The organism is Syntrophaceticus schinkii (assembly GCF_000946815.1).
In the GTDB taxonomy this organism is placed as follows: domain Bacteria; phylum Bacillota; class DSM-12270; order Thermacetogeniales; family Thermacetogeniaceae; genus Syntrophaceticus; species Syntrophaceticus schinkii.
Genome location: NZ_CDRZ01000224.1, coordinates 1 through 25,805, shown reverse-complemented (window position 1 = coordinate 25,805; position 25,805 = coordinate 1). Strand labels below are relative to the sequence as shown.

22 protein-coding genes and 2 pseudogenes are annotated in these 25,805 nt (G+C 48.6%); 23 read left to right on the top strand and 1 reads right to left on the bottom strand.

Annotated features, from left to right (window positions below):
• On the top strand, positions 1–1,140 hold a 1,140-nt coding region (locus SSCH_RS08035; protein WP_198142294.1), incomplete at its 5' end, for an ISAs1 family transposase.
• Between the two features lie 536 nt (positions 1,141–1,676).
• Positions 1,677–1,808, top strand: coding sequence for a hypothetical protein (locus SSCH_RS20940; RefSeq protein ID WP_269746152.1), 132 nt, complete (start codon positions 1,677–1,679; stop codon positions 1,806–1,808).
• On the opposite strand, the gene SSCH_RS08030 is transcribed toward SSCH_RS20940, so the two are convergent.
• A complete protein-coding gene (locus tag SSCH_RS08030) occupies positions 1,805–2,725 on the bottom strand; it encodes an Rpn family recombination-promoting nuclease/putative transposase (RefSeq protein WP_044665008.1) in 921 nt (306 codons plus the stop codon). The two genes, SSCH_RS20940 and SSCH_RS08030, sit on opposite strands and share 4 nt — an antisense overlap.
• 95 nt (positions 2,726–2,820) lie before the next feature.
• Between SSCH_RS08030 and SSCH_RS08025 the strand changes: the two genes are divergently transcribed.
• The 21 genes and pseudogenes from SSCH_RS08025 to cimA all read left to right on the top strand — a co-directional run.
• On the top strand, positions 2,821–3,174 hold the full coding sequence (locus tag SSCH_RS08025; RefSeq protein WP_084711024.1) for an ATP-binding protein: 354 nt from the start codon (positions 2,821–2,823) through the stop codon (positions 3,172–3,174).
• A gap of 712 nt (positions 3,175–3,886) precedes the next feature.
• The gene (locus SSCH_RS08020; protein ID WP_044665006.1) at positions 3,887–4,261 is read left to right on the top strand and encodes a lactococcin 972 family bacteriocin; all 375 of its coding nucleotides are present in this window, start codon (positions 3,887–3,889) and stop codon (positions 4,259–4,261) included.
• A 117-nt stretch (positions 4,262–4,378) separates the two neighbouring features.
• Positions 4,379–6,622 (top strand): DUF1430 domain-containing protein, encoded by a 2,244-nt coding sequence (locus tag SSCH_RS08015; RefSeq protein ID WP_044665010.1) that lies wholly within the window; start codon positions 4,379–4,381, stop codon positions 6,620–6,622.
• 6 nt (positions 6,623–6,628) lie between these two features.
• The gene (locus SSCH_RS08010; protein ID WP_044665005.1) at positions 6,629–7,270 is read left to right on the top strand and encodes an ABC transporter ATP-binding protein; all 642 of its coding nucleotides are present in this window, start codon (positions 6,629–6,631) and stop codon (positions 7,268–7,270) included.
• Between the two features lie 604 nt (positions 7,271–7,874).
• Positions 7,875–8,717 carry an SPFH domain-containing protein gene (locus SSCH_RS08000; protein WP_044665003.1) on the top strand — a complete coding sequence of 281 codons (843 nt, stop codon included), beginning with the start codon at positions 7,875–7,877 and terminating at the stop codon, positions 8,715–8,717.
• A 15-nt stretch (positions 8,718–8,732) separates the two neighbouring features.
• Positions 8,733–8,915: a type II toxin-antitoxin system antitoxin gene (locus SSCH_RS07995; protein WP_044665002.1), complete on the top strand. Its 183-nt coding sequence runs from the start codon at positions 8,733–8,735 to the stop codon at positions 8,913–8,915.
• A 5-nt stretch (positions 8,916–8,920) separates the two neighbouring features.
• Positions 8,921–9,199: a hypothetical protein gene (locus SSCH_RS07990; RefSeq protein WP_044665001.1), complete on the top strand. Its 279-nt coding sequence runs from the start codon at positions 8,921–8,923 to the stop codon at positions 9,197–9,199.
• Between the two features lie 185 nt (positions 9,200–9,384).
• Positions 9,385–10,083, top strand: a complete 699-nt coding sequence (locus tag SSCH_RS07985; protein WP_044665000.1) for a YIP1 family protein — start codon at positions 9,385–9,387, stop codon at positions 10,081–10,083.
• 253 nt (positions 10,084–10,336) lie between these two features.
• Positions 10,337–11,557: an efflux RND transporter periplasmic adaptor subunit gene (locus SSCH_RS07980; RefSeq protein WP_044664999.1), complete on the top strand. Its 1,221-nt coding sequence runs from the start codon at positions 10,337–10,339 to the stop codon at positions 11,555–11,557.
• Positions 11,554–12,241, top strand: a pseudogene (locus SSCH_RS07975) (ABC transporter ATP-binding protein). Before SSCH_RS07980 ends, SSCH_RS07975 begins: the two are co-directional and overlap by 4 nt.
• Complete coding sequence (locus SSCH_RS07970) at positions 12,225–13,433, top strand: ABC transporter permease (RefSeq protein ID WP_232294298.1); 1,209 nt, start codon at positions 12,225–12,227, stop codon at positions 13,431–13,433. The pseudogene SSCH_RS07975 and the gene SSCH_RS07970 overlap by 17 nt, the downstream one beginning before the upstream one ends.
• 466 nt (positions 13,434–13,899) lie before the next feature.
• Positions 13,900–14,868, top strand: coding sequence for a hypothetical protein (locus SSCH_RS07965; RefSeq protein ID WP_156972188.1), 969 nt, complete (start codon positions 13,900–13,902; stop codon positions 14,866–14,868).
• A 488-nt stretch (positions 14,869–15,356) separates the two neighbouring features.
• Positions 15,357–16,232: a branched-chain-amino-acid transaminase gene (gene ilvE / locus SSCH_RS07955; protein ID WP_044664996.1), complete on the top strand. Its 876-nt coding sequence runs from the start codon at positions 15,357–15,359 to the stop codon at positions 16,230–16,232.
• A gap of 416 nt (positions 16,233–16,648) precedes the next feature.
• Entirely contained in the window at positions 16,649–18,337 is a 1,689-nt protein-coding gene (gene ilvD / locus SSCH_RS07950; protein ID WP_044664995.1) for a dihydroxy-acid dehydratase, read from the top strand.
• Positions 18,334–20,001, top strand: a complete 1,668-nt coding sequence (gene ilvB, locus SSCH_RS07945) for a biosynthetic-type acetolactate synthase large subunit (protein WP_044664994.1) — start codon at positions 18,334–18,336, stop codon at positions 19,999–20,001. Before ilvD ends, ilvB begins: the two co-directional genes overlap by 4 nt.
• Before the next feature lie 4 nt (positions 20,002–20,005).
• Complete coding sequence (gene ilvN, locus SSCH_RS07940) at positions 20,006–20,497, top strand: acetolactate synthase small subunit (protein WP_044664993.1); 492 nt, start codon at positions 20,006–20,008, stop codon at positions 20,495–20,497.
• A gap of 34 nt (positions 20,498–20,531) precedes the next feature.
• Positions 20,532–22,058: a 2-isopropylmalate synthase gene (locus SSCH_RS07935; protein ID WP_044664992.1), complete on the top strand. Its 1,527-nt coding sequence runs from the start codon at positions 20,532–20,534 to the stop codon at positions 22,056–22,058.
• Positions 22,055–23,329, top strand: a complete 1,275-nt coding sequence (gene leuC, locus SSCH_RS07930; RefSeq protein ID WP_044664991.1) for a 3-isopropylmalate dehydratase large subunit — start codon at positions 22,055–22,057, stop codon at positions 23,327–23,329. Before SSCH_RS07935 ends, leuC begins: the two co-directional genes overlap by 4 nt.
• Positions 23,325–23,819 (top strand): 3-isopropylmalate dehydratase small subunit, encoded by a 495-nt coding sequence (gene leuD, locus SSCH_RS07925; protein WP_332306915.1) that lies wholly within the window; start codon positions 23,325–23,327, stop codon positions 23,817–23,819. The genes leuC and leuD overlap by 5 nt, the downstream gene beginning before the upstream one ends.
• A pseudogene (gene leuB / locus SSCH_RS07920) lies at positions 23,812–24,886 on the top strand (3-isopropylmalate dehydrogenase). Before leuD ends, leuB begins: the two are co-directional and overlap by 8 nt.
• Positions 24,887–24,909: 23 nt before the next feature.
• A partial coding sequence (gene cimA, locus SSCH_RS07915; RefSeq protein WP_044665009.1) for a citramalate synthase occupies positions 24,910–25,805 on the top strand: 896 nt, incomplete at its 3' end.

The following is a 25,805-nucleotide window of genomic DNA, read 5'->3' as shown; positions in this document are numbered from 1 at the left end:
ATATGGCATCGATTAACCGATATCTTATTCATCGTGACCTGCGGAATTATTTGCGGCTACGATGAGTTTGAGCTTATCCATGTATGGGCTAAAGCACCGGATACGCAGAAATGGCTGAAGAAATATATTGCGTTGCCTAACGGAATTCCCTCATTGTCGACCCTTAAAAGAGGGTTTAGTGTGATTCGGCCCGAGGAGTTCTCAACGCGGTTCATCTCGTGGATGAATGCAGTGCTCCAACTGCCGGAAAAGGATGTTGTGTCCGTGGATGGGAAAACATCAAGAGGTTCGAAGGATGAACGCAAGGGTCAGAAGGCACTACATATGGTAAGCGCCTTGTGCCATTCACATGGCCTGGTGATCGGTCAGGTTAAAACGGACGAAAAAAGCAATGAGATCACAGCCATCCCGGAACTATTAGATCAGTTACTTATCGAAGGAAGTATCGTGACAATTGACGCTATAGGGTTGCAGACAAAGATCGTAACAAAAATTGTGAACGACAATAAAGCAGACTACGTGATCAATCTAAAGGGAAACCAGGAAGTGTTTCAGCAAGAGGTGAAAGAGTATTTTACGGATTTGGAACAGTCGGGAAAGCTCGAACAAATCAAGCATCAGGCGGTGCAGGAGGGTGCCCATGTTAAAAACAGTGCAGGACTTCAAGTTCTTAGCACACTGGAAAAAGGACATGGGCGCATCGAAAGAAGAACCTATTATTATTCAACAGATATCAACTGGATGGTGGATGCCAAGCGCGACTGGACTAAACTAATAGGGATCGGAATGGTCCTTCGGGAAGTGGAGTATACAGCAGAACCAGGTAAAACAACCAACGAAACCGTCTTCTATGTTGGAAGTGTAGGAAACGTTGCTGATTTCGCCAGGGCAGCACGCACCCATTGGGGCGTAGAGAGTATGCATTGGAGTCTCGACGTAATATTTGGAGATGATCATAATCGGACGCGAGAAACCGCGGCTGCACAAAATTTAGCCATTGTTAAACGGATGGTCTTTAACACACTCAAAAACGAAACCAAGATTTATCCCAAAATGAGCAAACCGAAAAAGCGTGTTGTAGCGGCAACGGATCCCTCTTACCGAGATGTGCTGATCAATTTAAATTTTAAAGATCGTTAAGCGTCTGAACTTACAAGGACAACTATAATTTAAAAGATTCCCGTGAGTATCCAAAGAGGCATTAGGGACTGACTGTCCATCACCGCAATGGTATGGCTGGTTTTCCTATGCTTTCAGAATCGACGAAAGGAGCGAAGCGGAACCTCACGGGCCGACAATGCGGTAAAACCGCAATTGATTTAACCTAAACTCCATTTTTAAAAAACCGAACTCAAGATGATATGGAAGTAAATAGTATCATGAATTAGCCGTGACGTGTTGCGCACATCCTATTGTTAATTGATGCTAGATATAGTAATATAATACTGTTATCGGTAAGGTTGCGAGAAACCCTTTTTATGAGATTTTAGAAATTGGGGTCTCGAGAAAAAAAGGGGTGACGCCAGGGAAAATGTTGCAATGAAGAAGTCGTCTTTCATTAAAAAAGAAAGGAGATGTTGAAGAAAGCAATTTAAGAAACTGGCAAGAAGTTTTAAGCACTGTCGAGGATATGTCTGTAGAAAATTAAAAAAAGATTACAAGGAGGAGGATTATCAATGTTTAAATTTAAAATAATTCTTTCCGCTGTTTTAACACTCGCTTTGGTATGCTCATTGAGTGTTCCGGCTGGCATCATCCCCGCTCGCCGGGCATCCCGGCTGGATCCCATCGAGGCCATTTATCATTAATGTTTAATCGCTTTAAGCTCCTCATCAGTTAAACCCGTCAGTTTTTTAACCTTCTCATAATCCATGCCGTCGCTAAGCAGCGCTTGTGCGACTTCCAGCTTTGCTTCCAGTTTTGCTTCCAGCTTTAACCGTTGATGCTTTTTTTTGATTTCCTCTTCAGTAAAGCTGATCATGCTTTCCACCTCCTCCGGATTCGTCAAATATTGTTCCAGTTTCTCACGATTTTCTTCCATTCCATAAGCTATGATGCGCAGCCACGGAACCAATTGCCTGTATTCATCCCTTCCCAACGACTTAACAACGCCGATCCATTGTTTAAGCCGGTCGATCAGGTCTTCCTCGTCTTTCGCCTGATCCAAGTGGAATACAACAGCGATTAGCTTAGAAAACTTTTTCAGATCTTCTTCTGTGTAGCGGTGGATGTCTATCAGGGCATACTTGAAATCAACAAGATATCCCCCAAAATGTTGATACCGGTTAATGATTTCCTTAAAGTTGATGGGGACCGGCCAGGAAGATGGTCCGTTGTAAACGACAATAGGCATGATCGCCGGGAGTCTGAAATCCTGTCTGTTCCTTCCTTCTTGGGGCGTATTTTTAAAAAAGTCTCTCCAAATCTCCAGCATGTATTCCAATAACCTGAATGGCATTAAATTATCTACTGTTGACTGAAGCTCTAAAAGAACATAGAAAACAACGTGCTGCTCACCCCATACGACTTTGTATACCAGATCGGATTCTTTTTTTTCAAAATCCTGTAGGATGTAGGATTTATCTACCTTAACCAGATTATCTTCCGTTAGTTGCTCTGTCCACGGCCCGCCGACGCAGCTTTTAAGGAGGGCGATGAAAGTACGCTTATTGGACAACAACTCTTTATACCGTTTGTCGTGGGCCTGGTGGATTTCGTTGCTCATGCCTCTCCAACCCCTTTAACATATTATACTATGGATGAGATGAAAAGAGAATATAAGTGCAAGCCCTGTAAAAATAGCTCTGCGTGCTATTTTCAATGAGAGATTTAGTGTATTTTCCCTGTCCGGTTTTTCGTCTCCGAGGTCATGAGGGTGTAGTATCCAATCAAATCCAGGTATTCTTGGATTTTATCCATGTCCAACGACAGACATGTTTTGGACCAGAAAAGATAGGGCTGCAGATAAAGGAATCCAATACATGCGCGCCCATTTCGCCAAACGATCAGAACAAAATGTTTGCCGCCGGTTACACTACAAAGAAAGAGCACAGCGGTCTGGGGTTATACATCATCAAGCAGATTGTAGAGCGAAATGGCGGGCAGCTGGAGTTAAGAGAAGCAAAAGAATATTCAGGTGTGGAGTTTGTAATTCATGTTCCTTGGAAGTATTAATTCTAATCTGTAGATATAAAAAGATATAAACAGCCCTCTTTTTATAGGGTGCTGATTTCTTTGATGCACAGAAATCGACCGTTAAGACACGAAAATCAACAGTTCATGACGCGATTTCGACGTGTTGCGTACACCCTATTGTTACTATATTACCAATTGTGGTAATATATACTTGAAAATTTTAAGAAAGACGTACCATGAAAAATTGGAGACAGCAGGGGCGTATTATTTCTGCATTAGCATCCGGAAATGTAGGGATTATTTGGTATAAAAATAAATATTATAACAAAAATGTAAGGTTATATACGGAAATTGACATATATGGAACGTAGTATTTTAAAAGCTTAATAAAGAACGATTGGTTCAATTTTTTGTTGAATAAATAATTTAGAGCTGGTTCTAAGGATTTCTAAAATTGTTATTATCATCTTATGATAGATAAATTATGATGGCAGCTTTCTTGATGGAATATAATAACAACGGTCTTGAATGGACACTACAGACCATCGCACTATTCATCAGGGGTGATTACCCTTCCTTTGCAGAACAGATGTGTTGCAACTTTATTTTTAGCCTGACGCTCGACCTTAGCAAAGGAAAGGCCAAGAGGAGGTGACGGGCTTTCGAATTAAGATGTTTAAGAATGAGATTAGCTAGCTAGGCGTAAGCAATGTCCAATTCTAATATTATATTAAAAGGAGTGGATTGTTTCATGTTAAAGAGACGTTTGGTAAGTGCATTATTGGCAGGTGCGGTAGTAGTTTTAGCATTTGGAACCCCAGCAGTAGCTGCGAGCACAGAAACACCAACCGGTGGTTCGGTGTATTTCAGTAATTCACAGATAACTCCGTTTACAATTAAAAATATCGATGGCGGAACCTGGAACTACGGTTCTTCCATATACAAGTTTGTCTATAAGCGAGTATGGTCAAACTACCAGCATCAGGATCTAACCCATAGATCTTCTTGTTATCTAGGAGACAGATATGACAATAGCGGTTGGCAAGATCCAGGAACTGAGTCCAAATCGAGCATTGTTGGAGGTTTGTTGTCGGAAGCAGCAATGTATTACGACATAATGCGTTAATACATAGAAATCGTTAATGTATAGTACCACCCGCCATTTTAACATAAAATGGCGGGTGGTACTTGAATGCTTGCCAATGGGAGCTTTCATAATTATGAAATGCGAGGAGCTTGGACTTTGAAAAAGATAATAGCGATTTTTCTCATTTTGGCCTCTGCATTTTCCTTTGCTATTGCTTATATCCAAACAGACAACAATGAACTTAAAAAGGTGGAAAAAGCGGGGGAAGGTATTGCGAAGCGGTTTGTTATCCCTGCGGATTCATTGCTTTCTGGACCGGAGGAAACGTATCCCATATTGGAAGATACGGCTGTCGAATTCAATGTCAATATTTTCCGAACGAACGTCAGTTATCGGACAAATGATCAGCCGGAAGTTATCAAATATGTGCTGCTGACCGGGGATACCCGCTTCTTTGAAGCCTTCAGGCTGAAAAGCGGAGGTTTGTTAACGGCAGAAGACACCCGGCAAGGCAATTTGTTTTTGTCCACAGCTAACACCGGCGAGTATGACCAGAAGGGAGTGATCAGTGTCTTTGGAGGCAACCACCTGATCACCATTAAACCCATGCAGAATGCTTATGAATACTTCCCTGTTTATGGCCGCTACTACGCGGAAGTGACTGATGACAGAGCCTTCGAGGCGTTTATCAAAGGCTTAGCCGATAATCTCAATGAATATTATCAAAAGTATAATCCACCGTACCTTTTCACCGCTGAGGATTTCATTATTGATGACTCGAGCGCCGGAGCATCAGCTTCCGCAGGTTCCGCGAGCAACTACTTGAAATATCTCAATTATGCCGTTTTCCTCATCATCTTAATCTTGCTCATCTATTACCTCTTCAATGAATCCAAGCGGATTGGCATCATTAAAATGCACGGCGTATCCACTATGCGTCTCTGGTTTATCATAGCCGGGAGTTTGATTGCCGTTATGTTTGTCTTGTCGGCAGTGGTGTCGCTGTTTCTGGCCATGTCGATCGAAAACACCACGTCTCAATTTGTCGGCGATATTGTCCTAACCCAGTTTAAAACCTACATCATAATAACAGTGCTTTCCCTTATCTCGTGCCTGTACATTTCCCGGATCCGGGTGAGCGACACCGTCAAAAACCGGAAGGATACCAAGGGCATCTTTATCTTGAACACACTGCTCAAAGTGGGCTGCTCTGTATTGCTGATCCTGATCGTGCTTACGATCTGGGGCCAGTATGCCGAACTGTCCGTCAGGCGGGAAAACCTGAAAAACTGGGAGCACAGCAAAGATTACGGGGTCTTCTACCCTCTGACTATCGGGTACGACGGTGTAGAAGAGGCAAATATTGGCTTACCTGCCGTAATGTCGGCCATAGATAGCGAACTATATCCTGTTCTCAATCGGATGGGGGCCGTCTTGATCAACGCCACCCTCTATGAGGAAGAGCAGCTTCTTGCTGACAAGGATTGGGCTGGGATACGGTCGATAAAGGTTAACAACAACTACCTGCGAGAGTTTCCCGTGTATGACACACACAACAACCCTGTACAGGTATCGGAGGACACAAGTGATTGGGTTTTGCTGGTGCCGGAAAAATATCGCCACCGGGAAAGGGAAATATTGAGTTTTTTTAAAAAAAGCAGGGTAGGTTTTATGAATGTTGAAAAAGATGCTTATCAGAAAGCAGTTCCTGATAGGGTCAAGAAGCAGCAGGTCAGAATTATCTGGCTGGCCAATGATCAGAAGATATTCAGCTTCAATCCGGAGGTGTTCCCTGCTGAAAACAATGATATCATTGATCCGATCATCCAGGTGATTACAGATAATAATAGTCTCTCCGCAGACAGATCTTCTATCCTCGGCGGTGGAGCTACAGACCCGTTGAAAATGAGGCTGATCGACAGAGACACAGCCTTGACCTACAAAAAACTGAACCCCGATCTCCAAAGGCTGAAACTCGATGACAATCTGAAAAATCTGATCACTGTCGACCAGTTCATTTTCCAGGCCATATACGACCTGCAAAAGGGGATAAACCAGCTCTGGCTCATCAGTCTAGGGCTGTTGACCGGTTTGCTGCTGCTGGTTGTGCAGAACCTGATCATCTTCTTTCAAAAAAACCAGTATAAGTTTACAGTGCGTCGCCTGTTCGGTACCGACTTTTTCAGAACGTATAAGGAATACATACTTTTATTTTCGCTGACCTGGGCGTTTCAGATCCTGTTCAGTTTTGTTGTCAACTTTATTATGAACGGAACAACCGATATCACGCTGCTGGCGGTGGCCGCGGCGCTGATCGCCATTGAATTTGCTGTTTCCGTTATTGCATTGGTGATCATTGAGCAGAGAAACAAAGTAAAGATCTTAAAGGGGGGGATTTAGGACGCCATGAAAAATATGTGTGAGCTTGTCGATGTCAGCAAAAGCTATGGGGAGCATGTAGTGCTGGACAAGATGAACATGACGGTCCGTGAGGGTGAAATGGTTGCCATTACGGGCAGAAGCGGGTCGGGAAAAACGACTCTGCTGAATATTATGGGACTGCTGGAAAAGCCGGACAGCGGCGCTGTCAGACTGTTTGGCGAGAACAGCCCGCGCATCGGTTCGGTCCGGGCCGTTAATCTTCTCAGAACCAGGCTTTCCTACCTGTTCCAGAATTGCGCCCTGATCGACGATGAGAGCGTGGATTACAACCTGGACATCCCCTTGATCTATGCCAAAAAGAGTAGGAAAGAGAAGCAGGATCTGAAGACGGTTGCCTTGGAGAAGGTGGGGCTGAGGATATCCCTCAAGCAGAAGGTTTATCAGCTTTCAGGAGGAGAACAACAGCGGGTGGCTATCGCCAGGATACTTTTAAAGCCCTGTGACCTGATTCTGGCCGATGAACCCACCGGCTCGCTGGACTCTGACAACAGAGCAGGGATCATGGAGATATTGAAGGAATTGAATAACGCGGGCAAGACTGTCATTATCGTCACTCATGACCAATTTGTCGCCGATGCATGCGGCAGAACGATAAAACTGGCGTAAAGCCAACTTCTGTCACATCGTATCATAACAAACTGCCGGGTTGTTTCTGTTCGAGGCCATTAACTCTCCGAACCTGAAGGCTGCTTACTACTACCGTACCAACTAATCCAGGCGATTATGCCGGGTTTCGGCGAGCGGATGGTGAGTAGTAGCCATTAATGGATATTTTGTTACATTCTGGCAGGATTATGGAACAGTTTTGTAGAATTAAATAATAAAGAGACAGTGTAGATTGGGCTGCAAGATAAGGATGTGAAAAGAACATCATGAAGAAACCTTGCTTGATAATCCAGTTATTACTGTTGTTAACTTTCGCAATATTACTTGTAACGAACATTTTGGGATATGTGAACTACGATGACGTGCGCTATAGCATATATGCTATTGTAGTATTGTCGGTGTTTAATCTAATTATAATTATAAGGGCTGAAGATGATAAACAAATTTCCCAAACGGCGAAAAGAAACATAGTTATTGCTACAGTAGTTTTTGGCGTATTTCTAACCGTCATCGTACTAATCCAGCTGATTTAATTTAATATTGACATTATTAGCTAAAAGTGATATCATAGTAATACCAAAATGAAATAAAGGGGGTAGTTACTGTGGTAGAACAAAAGGCGTGGAAGATCAATGGTTTTATAGGCATTCTGGTTGTTTTCGTTTTGATCGGTGTCACTATTTATTCTTTTGTGCTGGAACAAATTGTACTGGGAGTTATTCTTGCCACGATTACCGCTATTCTTGCCTCAGGTATCAGGGTTGTGCAGCCCAATGAAGCCAGGGCGGTGATCTTTTTTGGCAATTACATCGGTTCCGTACGGGAAAGTGGGCTTTGGCTTATTGTGCCCCTCTCTATTGACCGCAAAATCTCTCTTCGGGTACGCAACTTTAACAGCAAAACACTGAAGGTCAACGATATCGACGGCAACCCCATTGAGATCGCTACCGTGGTCGTCTTCAGGGTTGTGGATTCGGCAAAGGCTGTTTTTGATGTGGATGACTATGAAGAGTTTGTGGAAATCCAGAGTGAAACTGCCCTGCGACATGTGGCGACCGGGTACCCATATGATACCTTTGATGAAGAGGGGTATTCTTTACGCGGCAACAGCCAGGAAGTTGCAGATGAACTCTGCCATGAACTGCAGGATCGTCTGGCTATAGCAGGGGTAGAGGTGATGGAGGCCCGCCTGACCCATCTGGCTTATGCTACAGAGATTGCCAGTGCTATGCTGCAGCGCCAGCAAGCCACCGCAATTCTAGCTGCACGCCAGAAGATTGTGGAGGGTGCTGTGGGGATGTCCCAGATGGCCATCGAACAGCTTCAGCAGGATGGTATTGTTGAGTTAGACGAAGAGCGCAAAGTAGCCATGATCAATAACATCATGGTGGCGATTATCTCTGACCGCGGAGCTCAGCCCATTATCAATACAGGAAGCCTATACTAGACAGGAGACTTATTTGTGTCCAAAAGAAAGGCATTTCCTCTTCGTATTAATCCAAAACTCTATGAAGTGCTGGAGCGCTGGGCTGCCGATGAACTCCGCAGTGTAAACGGTCAGATCGAATTTCTTTTAAGAGAGGCCGCAGTACGGGCCGGGCGTTGGCCGGGTGCTGGGCATTCCCAGGAAGATAAGGAAGTGTAGTATAGTTGGGGATACAATTTTGGGGGTTAGCCAGTACCATCAGCCGTACCTCTGTTGTATCCGGGGGAATAGCCATCGGTGGAGTTTTATTGCTATCCTTGCTGCCTTCACTAAGCCAGTGGTTGGCTCGTTATACACCCGGTGCATTAAGCAGCTATGAAGTGAAATTGGTGTCAGGCACTGCCGCTTTCAGTGACGCTGTACCGGCACTGGTTATTACAATCTCCCTGGTCGTTTTACTTGTTGCCATAACGGTGATGGTGTTCCTAGGACAAGAGTTGTAATGGAAAAAATAACCTTTAAAGGGAGACGTGCAAACATCTTTTTTATAACCTGTGCCGGACAAAGGAAAAGGGGTGGTTGAGAAGAATAACTATTAAGGATCCCTGGGAGGGAGATGTTGATGGAATAATACGGAGTTGTTTTCCAAATAAAAACCGGGCTGTATGTCCCGGAGAGAGGAGATGTTATGGAAGAGACGAATAAAAAGAGTTGGGCGGCGTTGCTGGTTGAGGTTTTAACGAGTCCGGGGGCTGCTTTTAAAGAGATTGCGGAAAACCCCAGGTTTGGGGCTGCGGCAGTTACCCTTACAGTGATAAACTTTGTTTTTGCTGCACTTACAATTCCTAAGGTGCGGGAATTTACATTATTGACTTTGGAAAATACTCCAGGGCTTTCACCCGAAGACATTGAAGCAGCCAGCGCGTTTGGTGGCGGTCTTGCAGTTGGAGGTACTGTGCTCGCTGCCATAATCGTTCCTTGGGTAATGTGGCTGGTGATAGCAACATTAATGAAAATATTTGCAGCTATAAGTACTAAAGAAGCGCCGTTTGGAACACTGTTCGCTGTTGGTGTTTACGGCTATGTTCCTGCTGTTATCGGCGGAATTATCAGCAGTATCCTGGTTTTGAACACAGCCGTAGAAAACATCAAAAATGTGAGCATCAGTTTAGCCGTGTTTTCCTCGGCTGAATCAGGTTTTTTATATCACTTTCTCACTGCTTGTAACCCCTTTACCTGGTGGAGTTTGATCCTGTGGGGCATTGGGGCTGCTGCTGTAATGAAGGTGAAGCGCCCTACTGGGGTCATTATCTATCTCTTTGGCCTGTGGCTTGTTTTTGCACTGATTATCGGTGCTGTTGGCCTTCTAAATGTGCCTGCATACTAGAACGGCTGTTGGCCTTCTTTAATGTGCCTGCATAGAATAACAGAGGTCTGATGCCGGAAGTCAGATGTCAGAAAAGATGGTGTTGGCACCCGTAAGCATCACAACAGGACTTCGGCTTTGTTTTTCACCCTCTTTTAGTATTGACATAAAGCAGCGGTATCGATCAGGCTGATGACAACTAGCCTGCCGTATAGTTATCGTTCGGCCAACTAATATTGGCATTTTAAGTAGTTCATTTGAAAGGGGGATCTATTTGAAGAAGAAAATAGCAATAGCTCTAGGACTTATATTGATCGTTGCAGTTGTTATCGGCGCGGTGATTAAAAGTAACAGTGATTCATCAGTAGAGGTCAAAACCGCCGAAGCCAAGACCATGGAGTATGAGGATAAGGTTCTGGCCACCGGGAGCGTGGAATTGGTGGACTCAGTTGACCTGGCTGCTTCAATGCCCACAAAACTGACACTTAAGGTGCAAGAGGGTGACCGAGTCAACAAAGGACAAGTGCTGGCAGAACTGGATGTATCAGAGCTGCAGCAGCAGTTGAAAGACGCGGAGGCCGGTTTGAAGGCGGCTGAAGCGAGTCTTGCCAGGGCGCGGAAGGCAAGCCAGGAAGCCAACGCTGCTGTTAAAGCTGCTGAAAAGAATGTGGCAGGTGCCTACAAGGGATTTATGGCTGTCAAAAGTCTCTTTTTGGAAGGCAAGGCAACACAGCCCCAAGTAGATGAGGCGGAACAGGCATACACTTCTGCAGAGCAAGCCCTGCAGGCAGCCGGTGGGCGTCTGGAGACTTTGAAAATGCAGGATCCTGACGCTCTCCAACTACAGGTGGATCAGGCCAAATCTGCAGTTGATTCCATCCGTTCCTCAATAGAAAAAGGAAAGCTCAAAGCGCCCTTTGACGGTGTTGTGTTTCAAGTTGCAGCGAAAAGCGGCAGCTATGTCCAACCCGGTATTCCCCTGATCACAGTGGGTGACCCCGATCATCTGCAGGTGGTTGCCAACCTGAGCGAACAGGACATCTTTGGGGTTGAAGCAGGGCAAGAGGCAGAGATGCGCTGGGCAGGTGCCCCGGATGATCTGGTAAAAGGAGAAGTTGCTCGTGTTGCTCCGGCGGTAAGCACTCCGAGCATGGGGATGGGTGAAACAGAGACTCATATTAAGGTTTACATAACTCTAGAGAAGGGTGAGATAAACATCAAACCAGGTGCTACGGTGGATGTGGTGCTCTACCGTGTCAAACCGCGCCAATCCCTCTTGATTCCCAATGAAGCGTTAGTCGGGGAGGGTGAAGAACAGGCTGTCTTTGTGGTAGAGAATGGTACAGCGAAAAGGTGTGCAGTCCAAATTGGCCATAGCAACGAACTTTTTACCGAGATCGAGCAGGGAATCAAGGACAAAAACAAGGTGATCCTGGAGCCTGACGAGATTAAAGACGGGCAGAAAGTGCGTACAACTGGCGGTGGAGACAAGTGATCAGGGTTGCCGGGCTGACGAGAGTGTTCGGGCGCGGGGATGCTGCGGTGGAAGCACTGCGGGGGGTTACCCTGGAGATCCCGGAGGGGGATTTTGTGGCTATCATGGGACCCTCAGGCAGTGGTAAGTCAACATTTCTGAGTATTCTAGGGTGCCTGGAGCGACCCACTGCAGGTGAGTACTATCTCAATGACCGCGATGTGAACTCTCTGGAAGATGACGAACTGGCGGACCTGCGCAACCGCAGATTGGGGTTTGTTTTTCAGAGTTACAACCTTTTACCCAGGCACGATGTTTTGCGCAATGTGGAGATACCCCTTGTTTATGGCGGTGCGCCGCGGGGGGAGGCGCAGAGAGCGTGCAGAGATGCTCCTGAAACAGGTGGGGCTGGGACACCGGCTCACCCATAAACCAGCTGAATTATCCGGTGGGGAACAGCAGCGTGTTGCTATTGCCAGGTCCCTGGCCAATAATCCCCTGGTTATTCTTGCTGACGAGCCCACAGGCAATCTGGATAGTAAGGCTAGCCAGGAAATTATGGGGATCTTTCAAAAGATGCACCAGGCACAAAGGACGATCGTTTTAGTAACCCATGAACCCGAGATCGCCGCTTATGCCAGGCGAGTGCTCTATTTCCGTGATGGTGAGATCGTGCGGGAGGAGGTAAATGATGAACTTCGCTGATCTGGCTCAAATAGTATGGGAAAACCTGCGCGCTCACCGCATGCGGGCTGTGCTTACAACCATCGGCATTGCCATCGGGATTGCCGGTGTGATCGCTGTTGTTGCTGTTGGGCAGGGCGGTCAGGCAGTGATCATATCTGAGATCGAAAAGATGGGCAGCAGCCGCTACTTTGAAATCGGTGCTGATTATATGCGGGGAGAAACAGCTGATTCCACCACCTTCAACCTGCAGGACCCGGTTCTGATCAAAGAGCTTTCACCTGCAGTGGAGAAGATGGCCCCACTTACACTGGGTCCAATGGTGGATATCAGACTGCCTCACAGCCAGCAAAAGTCTATTATGGGCTCCCTTTACGGTACAACCCCTGATATGATAGATGCCATGAATCTTACTATAGAAAAAGGGCGCTTCCTATCTGATACTGATGTCAGTGCTCATGCGCGGGTGGTGGTTATCGATGCCGGCCTCGCTGCAGACCTGTTTCCCAAAGATGATCCCCTGGGCAAAAAGGTCTTTGTCCAGGATACACCCTTAACTGTGATCGGAGTCTTGGAAAAAGCGCCTTCATCGATGATGGATGTCTTCAATCTCCGCTCTGTTTATACACCCATTACCTTCGCCCAGGAGATGCTCAATACCAGGGTGATCAGCACGCTGAGCGGTGTAGCGGTTTCCGAGGAAGCGCTTCCCCAGGCCATCTCCGACAGTATCAAAATACTGGAAAAGAGGCACTCCCGAACATCAAATCACTATATGGGCTCCAGTCTGGAGGAGCAGTTGGATATGGTAGGTAATGTCACCTCTGTGCTGACCACGATCATCGGCGCAGTTGCAGGGATCGCTCTTTTGGTTGGTGGTGTGGGTGTGATGAACATTATGCTGGTGGCAGTATCGGAAAGAACCCGTGAGATCGGCCTTCTTAAAGCATTAGGAGCGCGCCGGCGTGACATTATGCAGCAGTTTTTAGGTGAGGCTGTTGCCCTTTGCCTGCTGGGTGGGTTGATCGGCATGATTTTCGGGATCGGCGGCGCCTTTGCCATTGCACTGCTAGCAAACTGGCCACCCCTGATCTCTATTTGGACGGTACTTGTGGCTTTGGGTTTTTCCGTTATTATCGGTATCTTTTTTGGCCTCTATCCTGCCAGCAGGGCGGCATCCTTAAGCCCGGCGGAGGCGTTAAGGCACCTTTAAATCCTTGCTGCATAATTGCTTAATAGAGATGGGAGCGTCTCCTACAGGATGCTCATCAGGATCTTTAACCTTTGCTGCATAATTTCCTTACCCAAAGTGTAAAATTGAATAGAGGCATCAGGCGTCCTCTGTGGCGCCTTTTCTATTATGAGGTTTTCGAGACATACACTGCGGAGGCGTGCACTGGGGACAGTCCCCGGTGCACGCGGCAGATAAACTGGGACAGTGGCATCCGAGACACCGGTGGCGCGTGTAGCAATGCCGGTATCTGTTGGGGTATGCGGGAAGCCCAATGATTCAAATAACAGGGGAGGTTAAATGATGGCAGAGGGCAGGGTCAAGATGGTTTTTCCCGGGGGTAATACCTGCCTGGGGTTTTATTCTTTTTTATAACTATATTATCGGTGAAGAGGCACGGCGTATCTTTGTGCTCAAAGGTGGGCCGGGCACGGGCAAGTCAACATTTATGAAGCAGATCGGTAAGGAATTGCTGGAACGGGGCATGGACCTGGAATTCCACTGGTGTTCTTCTGACCGCGATTCTCTGGATGCACTGGCAATACCCAGCCACCAACTGGCTATTCTGGATGGGACAGAACCCCATGTGGTTGATCCCAGCTATCCCGGAGCTGTCGATGAGATTGTGAATCTAGGGGATTACTTGGATCAAACCAAATTAGTTCCTTACAAAGAGGAGATCATCTCTCTGCGCGGCAGCGTAAAACACCAATTTGCCATAACATACAGCTCACTGCGGATGGCCAAACTGGCGCGGGACGAAGAAATAAGCTGCCAGGAGAAGGCCTTAGATTACCAGTGTTTTCACAGGCTCACCGGGGAGCTATTCCGGCAGATCTTTGGCCAGAATAATACCTGGGGAGAGGGAATACCAAAGGAGCGTCATCTTTTTGCATCAGCACTGACACCACAAGGGATTATTCATTATCTTCCCTCCTTATTGGAAGGGATCACATTTCTCTATTCTCTAGAGGGTGATCCCGGCTCAGGAAAAGAGATGATTTTAAGAGAATTAGCGGAATATGCCTACCGCTGCGGTTGTACTGTTGATGTTTATCACTGCGCCTTTGATCCCACCCGGATCGATCTGGTGGTGCTGCCGGAGCGTAAAACTGCTGTGCTCAATCTTTTTAAAGAGCTTGACTTTGATCCGGAATCCCTCTCCGGTTTGAAATACTGTGAAAGGATCGACTGCAATACCTGCCTGGATGTTCAATTGTTAACAAAATTTGAGCGGGAATTACGGGAATCCAGGGAGTTGTTCAACGTCTGTCTTCAAAGGGCACTCTACTATCTCAAAGAAGCCAGGACTTACTATCAGCAGATGGAGAACTATTACCGGGACGCCATGGACTTTGATGCAGTAGAAAGGCGGAGAAAAGAGGTGCTTGAACGTATTTTGAAAATTATTGGTTAATATTATTATTTCCCAACATCGCCGTGCGCCAAAATATAGGCGCCAAAATATAGGTTGACAGAGAACAGCTAATTCCCTATACTAGTAGAAATATATTGTTCCCATGAGTTCATAGTTCATACATTAAAATCAGCACCGAAAAAAGTCATGAAGGGAACATGTCCTGCTGAAGTGTCGGTCACAGAGAGCTGGAAGGGCTGAAATCCAGCACCGGTAACAGTAAGGATGCTCATCCCTGAGAACTGCTATCCGAACGGCCTTTCTCTAAAAAGGTTCCAGTAGGTGGTGTCGGACAGACCCATTGTCCGTTAACAAAAGCGGGTTCAAAGTGGTTGTCCAGTTTTCCTGGGCAGCAAACAGGGTGGTACCGCGGGTCCCTCTCGTCCCTGGCAGAAAACTGTCCGGGGAGGGAAGGGGTCTTTTTTATTCACAGGGGCATGAGAACCGCTTGGTCCGGTGCTCGAAAAAAGAAGAAGGGGGCTTGACAAGTGGGACTGCAGATTTATCTAAATGGTGAGTTTGTTGAAGAGGAAGAGGCAAAGGTTTCAATTTTTGATCATGGGGTGCTCTATGGTGACGGTATCTTTGAGGGGATCAGAGCTTACAATGGGCGGGTTTTCCGTCTCGGTGAACATATTGACCGCCTCTATGAATCCGCCAAATCGATCCTCTTAGATATCGGAATGTCCAAAGAGGAGATGACAGAGGCCCTGTTGGAGACATTGCGCAGGAATAAGTTGCGTGATGCTTATATCAGGCTTGTTGTTACCAGGGGGAGGGGCGATCTAGGGCTTGACCCTCGCAATTGTGAGAAGCCAACAATTTTTATTATTGCTGCTCAGATCCAGCTCTATCCAGAAGAGCTCTATGAAAAAGGCTTAGAGGTAGTTACTGTACCTACCCGCCGCAATATTGTTGAGGGTGTCAATCCGCGGATCAAGTCCTTGAACTACCTGAACAATGTTATGGCCAAGATAGAGGCGAATCTGGCGGGAGTTTCTGAGGCAATTCTGCTGAACAGCGAGGGTTATGTCACTGAGTGCACCGGTGATAATATCTTTATTGTTAAAAATGGTGAGGTAATTACACCACCCCCATTTTTGGGCATCCTGGAGGGTGTGACACGGAACTTTATCCTGGAGATAGCGAAACAAATGGGCTATCCCACAGCGGAAAAGGTTTTTACCCGCCACGATATTTTTGTGGCAGATGAGTGTTTCCTCAGTGGGACAGCGGCAGAGTTGGTTCCGGTTGTCAAGGTGGATGGCCGTGTTATCGGTGATCACGGCAGACCTGGTGAGATCAGCAGAGCCTTGATCAAAAAATTCCGCGAATTAGTGAAAGATGAAGGCACCGCGATTTGACACGTGCAGTGGGGACGGTTCCTGGCGCATTTCTGCGGGTGGATCAGGGGGACGTTCGTGTGATCTATTCTTGTGATCCATACCGTGATTTACACTACAGAAGCGGCTCTTTGTTTTCGAAAACCGGTGTTAAAAGTTTATGAAACCGCTGTAAGTCACCCTGGTAGTGATATCGGATGATAGAAGATGGCGAAGCGAGAGAACAATAGGTGACAGAGAACCCCCTATCATCGGGATAAGTTGAAGACTATTACAGATAGAAAAGGTGACAGGAGAAAGGTGACAGGAGAACCGTCCCCCTGTCAAATGAGAGGTGGGAAGTGGGAAGTTGGAAGTGGGAATAAAGAAATAAAACAAGCTTGGGACTGTGAAAGATACAGAGAAATATAGAGAATATACGGGAGGGGGTGGCTCGTTTGAAAAGCGAGGTTACCAAGAAGGGGATTGAAAAGGCTCCCCACAGGTCCTTATTGAATGCATTGGGGTTGACAAAATGGGAGAATGACCGCCCCTTTGTAGGGATTGTCAACTCGCAGAATGATCTTGTTCCCGGACACCTGCACCTTGATCAGATCGCCAGTGCAGTCAAGGCCGGGGTGCGGGCCAATGGTGGCACACCGTTGGAGTTCCCGGCGATAGCTGTCTGTGATGGCATTGCCATGAACCACGAGGGGATGCGCTATTCCCTGGCCAGCAGGGAACTGATCGCTGACTCCATTGAAGTGATGGCTTTAGCCCATGCACTGGATGCCCTGGTATTAATAGTAAACTGCGATAAGATCGTGCCAGGGATGCTGATGGCTGCTGCCCGCTTGAATCTTCCTGCAGTGATGATCAGCGGCGGCCCCATGATGGCGGGGCGTTTTCAGGGACGGGATGTCAGTTTAAGCACCATTTTTGAAGGTGTGGGTGCAGTACAGGCAGGAAAAATGGCTCCCGAAGAGCTGGAGGAGCTTGAGGAGGCAGCATGCCCGGGTTGTGGTTCCTGTTCAGGGATGTTCACTGCCAATACCATGAATTGTCTCTCTGAGGCCCTAGGTTTAGCCCTGCCGGGGAATGGCACATTTCCTGCTGTGAGTGCAGCCCGCATTCGCCTGGCCAAAGAGGCGGGGTGGCAGGTGATGGAGCTGTTTCGCAAGGGGATATCTGCTTGTGACATTTTAGTGGAAAAGGCTTTCTCAAATGCACTGGCTCTTGATATGGCTCTGGGTGGATCAACAAATACCGTCCTGCATCTTCCGGCCATCGCCAGGGAGGCGGGTGTTGAACTTGATCTGGATTCTGTGGACAGAATCAGCGGTAAGGTTCCCCACCTCTGCAAACTGAGCCCGGCAGGCAGTATGCACATCCAGGATCTGCATGAAGCGGGAGGGGTGTCTGCAGTACTGCAGGAACTATTATCACATGGACTTATAGAAGGTGATGCTCTGACAGCTACAGGGCAGACCCTGGCTGAGAATGTAGAGGGATGCAGCATCAGGTGTTCCGATGTGATCAGGAGTGTGGATGCACCATACAGTCCAACAGGTGGGCTGGCTATTCTCAAGGGGAACCTGGCACCCGCCGGAGCGGTAGTGAAGCAGGCGGCGGTGGACCCGGAGATGCTGAAGCATAAAGGCCCTGCCCGGGTGTTCGACAGTGAAGAAGCTGCTGTTGCCGCTATTTTTGCAGGCAAGATCAAGCCGGGTGATGTTATGGTAATCCGTTATGAGGGACCAAAAGGCGGTCCCGGGATGAGGGAGATGCTCACACCCACTTCAGCTGTAGCCGGTATGGGTCTTGACCGCGATGTTGCCCTGATCACAGATGGGCGCTTCTCCGGTGCTTCCAGGGGAGCCTCCATCGGGCACATCTCACCGGAAGCCGCTGAGGGTGGCCCACTTGCTCTGGTCAGGGAGGGTGATCTGATCAAGATCGATATACCTTCACGCAAGCTAGAACTTCTGGTAGATGAAGAGGAATTGGAGAAGAGGCGTGCCAAGTGGCAGCATCCAGAGCCCAATGTTAAAAAGGGCTATCTTGCCCGCTACGCACGGCTTGTCTCCTCCGCAAGCCAGGGAGCGGTGCTGTTCGATAATCCTGTGGGAAGGAGGGGGGACAGATGATCACAGGAGCGGAGATCATTATCAAGTCACTGGAAGAAGAAGGTGTTGAGGTTGTTTTCGGTTATCCGGGAGGAGCTGTTATACCTCTCTATGATAAGTTATATGACTCTTCACTGAAGCATGTTTTGGTGCGGCATGAACAGGCAGCCGCCCATGCCGCAGATGGTTATGCCCGGGCGACAGGGAAAACCGGTGTGGCTATCGCCACCTCCGGCCCAGGAGCGACAAACCTGGTGACAGGTATTGCTACAGCTGCTATGGACTCTATACCTATGGTGGTTTTTACAGGGCAGGTGGCCCTGCCGGCAATTGGACGTGATTCCTTTCAGGAGGCTGACATCACAGGTATTACTTTGCCCATTGTCAAGCACAGCTATCTGGTGAGAGATGTAAATGAACTGGCCGCTACCATTCGTGCTGCCTTTCACCTGGCCGGAACCGGCAGGCGTGGCCCGGTCTTAATCGACCTGCCTAAAGATATCCAGACAGCGATGGCAGAGTTTTCCTATCCCCAGGAGATAAACTTTCGCGGATACCGCGTTCCAGGGGAACCAAAGGCTGCCATGATCTACCAGGCAGCAAAAACCATCGGCCTTTCACGAAAACCGGTGATCTATGCCGGTGGAGGTGTGATCACCTCAGGTGCAGCAGAGGAACTCACTGAACTGGCAGAAAAAGCTCAGATACCGGTGACCACTACCCTGATGGGTAAAGGCTCAATACCGGAAAATCACTCCCTCTCCCTGGGGATGCTGGGGATGCACGGTACAGTTTATGCCAACTACGCCATATCCGAAAGCGATCTGCTTATCGCTGTAGGTGCTCGCTTTAGCGACCGGGTTACAGGCAGGCTTGATGCCTTTGCTCCACAGGCTAAGGTAATCCATATTGATATCGATCTTGCCGAGATCGGAAAGAATGTCCGCGCACACTACCCCCTCCATGGAGATGTCAAAGTGGTCTTGCGGGAGTTGCTGAAGCGGATCGAGGCGCCTCAATCCGGAGAGTGGCTCGAGCAGATCGCTCGCTGGAAAGAGGAATACCCCCTGACTTATCAACAGAATGGTGATCAGATTAAGCCACAGTATGTTATCGAGCAGATCTGTGAGCTGACAAAGGGTGAGGCGATCATCACCACAGAAGTAGGACAGAACCAGATGTGGGCTGCTCAATACTATAAAGCGATCAAGCCTCGCTGCTTCATCTCTTCCGGTGGTTTGGGAACTATGGGTTATGGCCTCCCGGCGGCTGTGGGCGCTCAAACCGGGTGTCCCGATGATCTGGTGATCAGTGTTTCCGGTGATGGCAGCTTTCAGATGAACATGCAGGAACTTGCCACCATTGTTCAGTGCCAGCTTCCCGTGAAAATTGCCATTTTGAATAATGGTTATCTGGGTATGGTGCGGCAGTGGCAGGAACTTTTCCATGATAAGAGATATTCCCAGACCGAACTGATTCCGGTGCCGGATTATGTTAAGCTGGCAGAAGCTTATGGGATTAAGGGTTGTCGTGTCCAGCGCTCTGAGGATGTACGTCCTGTATTGGAGCAGGCAATCAAACACCCGGGGCCAGTATTGATGGATTTTGTGGTAGCAAAAGATGAAAATGTCTACCCGATGGTTCCCCCCGGGGGTTCGATTAACAAAGATGCGATGGGGGGTTGATGTAATGCGGCATATACTTGCGGTGTTGGTGGAAAACCAACCAGGTGTACTGACCCGGGTTTCCGGGCTGTTCAGCAGGCGTGGCTATAATATCGACAGTCTGGCAGTGGGGCAGACCCATGATCCAGGTGTGTCCAGAATGACTATTGTAGTTGACGGTGATGACCAGGTGATCGAACAGGTGGTCAAACAGCTTGATAAACTGGTGGATGTCATTGATGTAAGAGATATCACAGTTGATGAGCATGTGGACCGGGAGCTTGTTTTAATCAAGGTTAAAGCTGAGCCGGAGATCCGCGGTGAGATTATGCAGATCGTCGATATTTTCCGGGCGCGCATTGTGGACATCGGGCAGAACTCATTGATCATCGAATGTACAGGTGATGAGGGGAAGATTCGTGCCATCGAAAACTCACTCAAACCATTTGGTATCCAGGAACTGGTGCGCACCGGCATGATCGCTATGGTGCGGGGACCAAAGTACGAAGAAGACTAGCAGGGAGTACTGATGTGAAGGGTGTGATTCTTTAATGGGAGAGCAGGTATACATCTTTGATACAACACTCCGGGATGGTGAACAATCTCCCGGAGTGAGTTTAAACACTGAGGAAAAACTGAGGATTGCGCGGCAGCTTGCCAGGCTCAATGTGGATGTAATTGAAGCGGGGTTTCCTGTCGCTTCTCCTGGGGATTTTGAAGCAGTCCAGGCCATTGCCAGAGAGGTGCAGGGGCCGGTTATCTGCGGCTTAGCCCGCGCAAACTACGCTGATATCGACAGGGCCTGGGAGGCCTTAAAAGAGGCGCAGCGCCCACGAATTCATCTTTTTATTGCTACATCTGATATTCATTTAAAACACAAGCTTCGCAAAAGCAGGGAAGAGGTTTTACAGCTGGCAGCAGCAGCTATAAGACACGCCAGGCAGTACACATCAGATATCGAGTTTTCCGCAGAGGATGCCTCGCGCAGCGATATTAACTACCTTTGTGAGGTTGTCGAGGCAGCTATTGAAGCCGGGGCAACTGTGATCAATATACCTGATACGGTAGGCTATGCTGTACCCATGGAATTCGGTGAGTTTATCGGAACAATCCGTCAGCGGGTTAAAAATATCGATCAGGTAACCATCAGTGTCCACTGTCACAATGACCTTGGCCTGGCTGTAGCCAATTCCCTGGCAGCAGTAGCTGCAGGAGCGAACCAGGTGGAGGTGGCTGTTAACGGCCTTGGTGAGAGGGCGGGCAATGCCGCCTTAGAAGAGATTGTGATGGCTCTCTATACTAAGCGAAGTTTTTATCGGCGCGAAACCGGAATTAAGTATGATGAGCTTTATCGCACCAGCAGGATGGTAAGTTCCCTCACCGGGATGCAGGTGCAGCATAATAAAGCGGTTGTAGGGAAAAATGCTTTCCTGCATGAGTCGGGGATTCATCAAGATGGCGTATTAAAGGAACGCACAACCTATGAAATCATGAATCCGCAGCTGATCGGTGTCCCTCAGGAGACCATCGTTCTGGGGAAACACTCCGGGCGTCATGCCCTGAGGGAGCGGCTGGCGGAGTTGGGATATATGATGGCAGATGAGGAACTGGACAAGGCCTTTGCGCGGTTCAAGGATATAGCGGACCGCAAGAAAGAGGTCACCGACCTGGACCTGGAGGCCCTGGTCAAAAATGAGATTCGCATCTCGAAAGACCTTTACCACCTTTCCTATCTTCATGTTTTCAGCGGCACAAATATTGTTCCTACAGCAACTATAGGCCTTAAAAGAAATGGGCTGAAATATGAAGAGGCAGCATGTGGGGATGGCCCGGTGGATGCCGCTTACAAGGCCATCGACAAAGCGTTAGGCGGCCATCATGTTGCCCTTGTGGACTATAACCTGAATGCTATTACCGGCGGAAAGGATGCCTTAGGTGAAGTGATGGTGCGGGTACAGTACAAAGATAAATACTTTATCGGACGAGGAGTCAGCACAGATGTCATCGAAGCAAGTGTCAAAGCTTATTTGAATGCACTGAATAAAGTACTCCAAGAAGTAGGTGAGGATGCCTTATGAGTATGACGATTACTGAAAAAATAATGGCCAAACACGCCGGAAAGGAAAGGGTAATGCCGGGGGAACTGATCAACTGCAGTCTGGATCTGGTGCTGGCCAACGATATCACTGCCCCGGTGGCCATTAAGGAATTTTCCAGACTGGGACAGGATCATGTTTTCGATCCTGAGCGGGTAGCCCTTGTCCCGGACCACTTCACACCCAATAAAGACATCAAGTCTGCAGAGCAGTCTAATTATGTGAGACAGTTTGCACGCAGATTTAAGATCACCAATTATTTTGAAGTAGGGAGAATGGGGATCGAACACTGCCTGCTTCCTGAACAGGGCCTTGTTCTGCCCGGTGACCTGGTCATCGGGGCGGATTCTCATACCTGTACCTATGGAGGGCTTGGTGCCTTTTCCACAGGTGTGGGCAGTACGGATCTGGCTGCAGGAATGGCCCTGGGGGAATGCTGGTTTAAGGTTCCTGAAAGCATGAAGTTCATCTACCATGGGAAGCTGCGCCCCTGGGTGGGGGGTAAGGATCTGATTCTCTACACCATCGGGGATATCGGAGTTGATGGAGCATTGTATCGCTCCATGGAATTTAACGGGGAAGCCATAGAGAACCTCTCTGTTGAAGGAAGGCTGACCATGTGCAACATGGCTATCGAGGCAGGTGCCAAAAACGGCATTGTTCCCCCGGATGAAAAGACAAAAGCCTATATAGAAAAGAGGGCAAAGAGTCCTTATCAATTTTATGCAAGTGATCCAGATGCCTCATATGTGGAGGTCCGGGAGTATGATGCATCCCAGATCGAGCCCCAGGTGGCCTTCCCACACCTTCCGGAAAACTCCCGCCCGGTTGGTGAGGCTCAGGGGATCGAGCTGGATCAGGTGGTGATCGGCTCCTGCACCAATGGAAGGATTGAGGATCTGCGCATCGCTGCCCAGATCATTAAAGGGAGAAAGGTGCATCCCCACCTGCGAGTGATCATTATCCCCGGGACCCAGGAGATTTACCTGCAGGCAATGAGGGAAGGGATTTTAGAAGCCTTTGTGGAGGCGGGAGCCGCAGTGAGCACCCCTACCTGTGGGCCCTGCCTGGGTGGACACATGGGGATCTTGGCGAAAGGGGAAAAAGCCCTGGCTACCACAAATCGCAATTTTGTCGGCCGCATGGGGCATCCCGAAAGTGAAGTTTACCTTGCTGGCCCTGCTGTTGCTGCGGCTTCTGCTGTAACCGGAGTGATTACTTCCCCTGAGGAGGTTTTGGGTGATGCAAATTAAAGGAACTGTCTATAAATTCGGGAATGATGTGGACACAGACCAGATCATACCGGCACGCTATCTGAATACAACGGACCCTGTGGAGCTGGCTGCTCACTGTATGGAGGATGCTGACCCGGAGTTTGCCGCGGCTGTCCAGCCTGGTGCGGTGATGGTGGCCGGAAAGAATTTCGGCTGTGGGTCCTCCCGGGAGCATGCGCCAATTGCCATCAAGGCGGCAGGGGTATCCTGTGTGATCGCCTCCACCTTTGCGCGCATCTTTTACCGCAATGCCGTCAATATCGGATTGCCTATCCTGGAGTGTCCGGAGGCTGCAGCTGCACTGGAGGAGGGAGATATGGTGGAGGTAAACCTGGCTGAGGGTGTGATCAGGAATCTTACGCGGCCAGGTGAATACCAGTCAGCACCCTTCCCCTCATTTATGCAGGAAATTATCGAGCAGGGTGGGTTAATCAACTATGTGCAGGAAAGGATGAAGAAACGTGCCTGATGTTTTACTCTTACCTGGAGATGGGATCGGACAAGAAATTGTACCAGAAGCAGCGAAAGCCTTAAAAGCTATAGGAGAACGCTTTCAGATTGACTTCCGGTTTCAGGAAGCACTGGTCGGCGGGGCGGCTTATGATCACTGCGGTGATCCCCTGCCTGAGGGGACACTGCGCCTTTGTAAGGAAAGCGATGCTATTATTCTGGGGGCTATCGGGGGGCCCAAGTGGGAGCAACTCCCGGTACACCTGCGCCCGGAGATGGGTGCACTGCTTCCCCTGCGCAAGAAGCTGGGACTTTACGCCAACATCAGACCGGCTGTACTCTATCCTGGTCTGATCGGTGCCTCTCCCTTAAAACCGGAGGTTGTTGACGGACTAGACCTGGTGGTGGTGAAGGGAGCTGACCGGGGGGCTTTACTTCGGGACCAAAAAGAGGGAAGTTGTTGATGGTGAGGAACAGGCTGTAGATACTCTTGTCTATAAAACTGGTGAGATCCTGCGCATCGGCCGTCTTGCCTTCCAGATGGCGCAGAGGAGGCGCAAGAAACTAACCTCTGTAGATAAAGCCAATGTCCTGGCCAGCGGCCGTCTGTGGAGGGAAGTGATCACTGAATTGGGCAAGGAATACCCGGATGTGGAGCTGGAGCACATGTATGTAGACAACTGTTCCATGCAGCTGGTGCGCAAGCCCACACAATTTGATGTGATCGTCACAGAGAACACCTTCGGGGATATTCTGACCGATGAAGCCAGTGTTTTAACAGGATCGATCGGTATGCTGGCCTCCGCCAGCATCGGTGGGAATGTAGGACTCTATGAACCATCACATGGTTCTGCCCCGGATATCGCCGGGCAGCAGAAGGCTAACCCACTGGCCACGATTTTATCCGCTGCCATGATGCTTGATCTGTCATTTGACATGCCTGAGGCGGCACGCAGTATCGAAGATGCCGTTTCCCATGTGGTGGAAGATGGTTATCGCACCCCGGATCTCATGCAGTCCGGTGGTAAAGAGGTTACCACAGCTGCCATGGGAGACCTGGTTGCAGAATACATATTGAAAGGATGAACTGATTTGGGGATTTAGTATATCTGTACGATACAACACTGAGGGATGGGACTCAGGGTGAAGGGGTCAGCCTGACCGTAGAGGATAAGCTGAAGATCACCAAAAAGCTGGATGAACTGGGGGTTCATTATATTGAAGGGGGTTGGCCTGGTTCCAATCCCAAGGATCTGGAATATTTTCAAAGGATACAGACAGAACCCCTCAAGCAGGCCAAGATCTCTGCCTTTGGATCCACCAGGAGAGCGGGATCCCGGGCAGAGGACGACCCCAACATCAAGGCTCTGCTGGACGCGGGGACACCGGTAGTGGCCATCTTCGGCAAAAGCTGGGACTTTCATGTCACTGCAGCATTAAAAACGACTTTAGAGGAAAACATCAATATGATCCGGGAGAGTGTGCACTTCTTTAAAGAGCAGGGCAGAGAAGTGGTTTACGATGCCGAGCATTTTTTCGATGGCTATAAAGCCAACCCTGTCTATGCTCTCCAGACGCTGGAGGCAGCATCTAAGGCAGGAGCGGACTGGATTGTGCTCTGCGATACCAACGGCGGCACCCTTCCCCAGGAGATCGAACAGGTGCTGACCGTGCTTTGCAAGGAGATCAGCACACCACTGGGCATTCATGTTCATAATGATGGGGAACTGGCTGTGGCCAACAGCCTGATGGCTGTCAGGTATGGGGCGAGACAGGTTCAGGGAACGATCAACGGTTTTGGGGAGCGGTGTGGGAATGCCAATCTCTGTTCGGTGATCCCCAATTTACAGCTGAAGATGGGGTTTTGTTCTCTGGATAGTGCTGCTCTGCGGCAGCTTACAGAGGTGTCCCGCTATGTCAGTGAGATCGCCAATATGACCCCCTTGAGTACGCCAGCCATTTTGTGGGTTCCAGTTGCTTTTGCTTCATGGAAGGGGGGATCGAT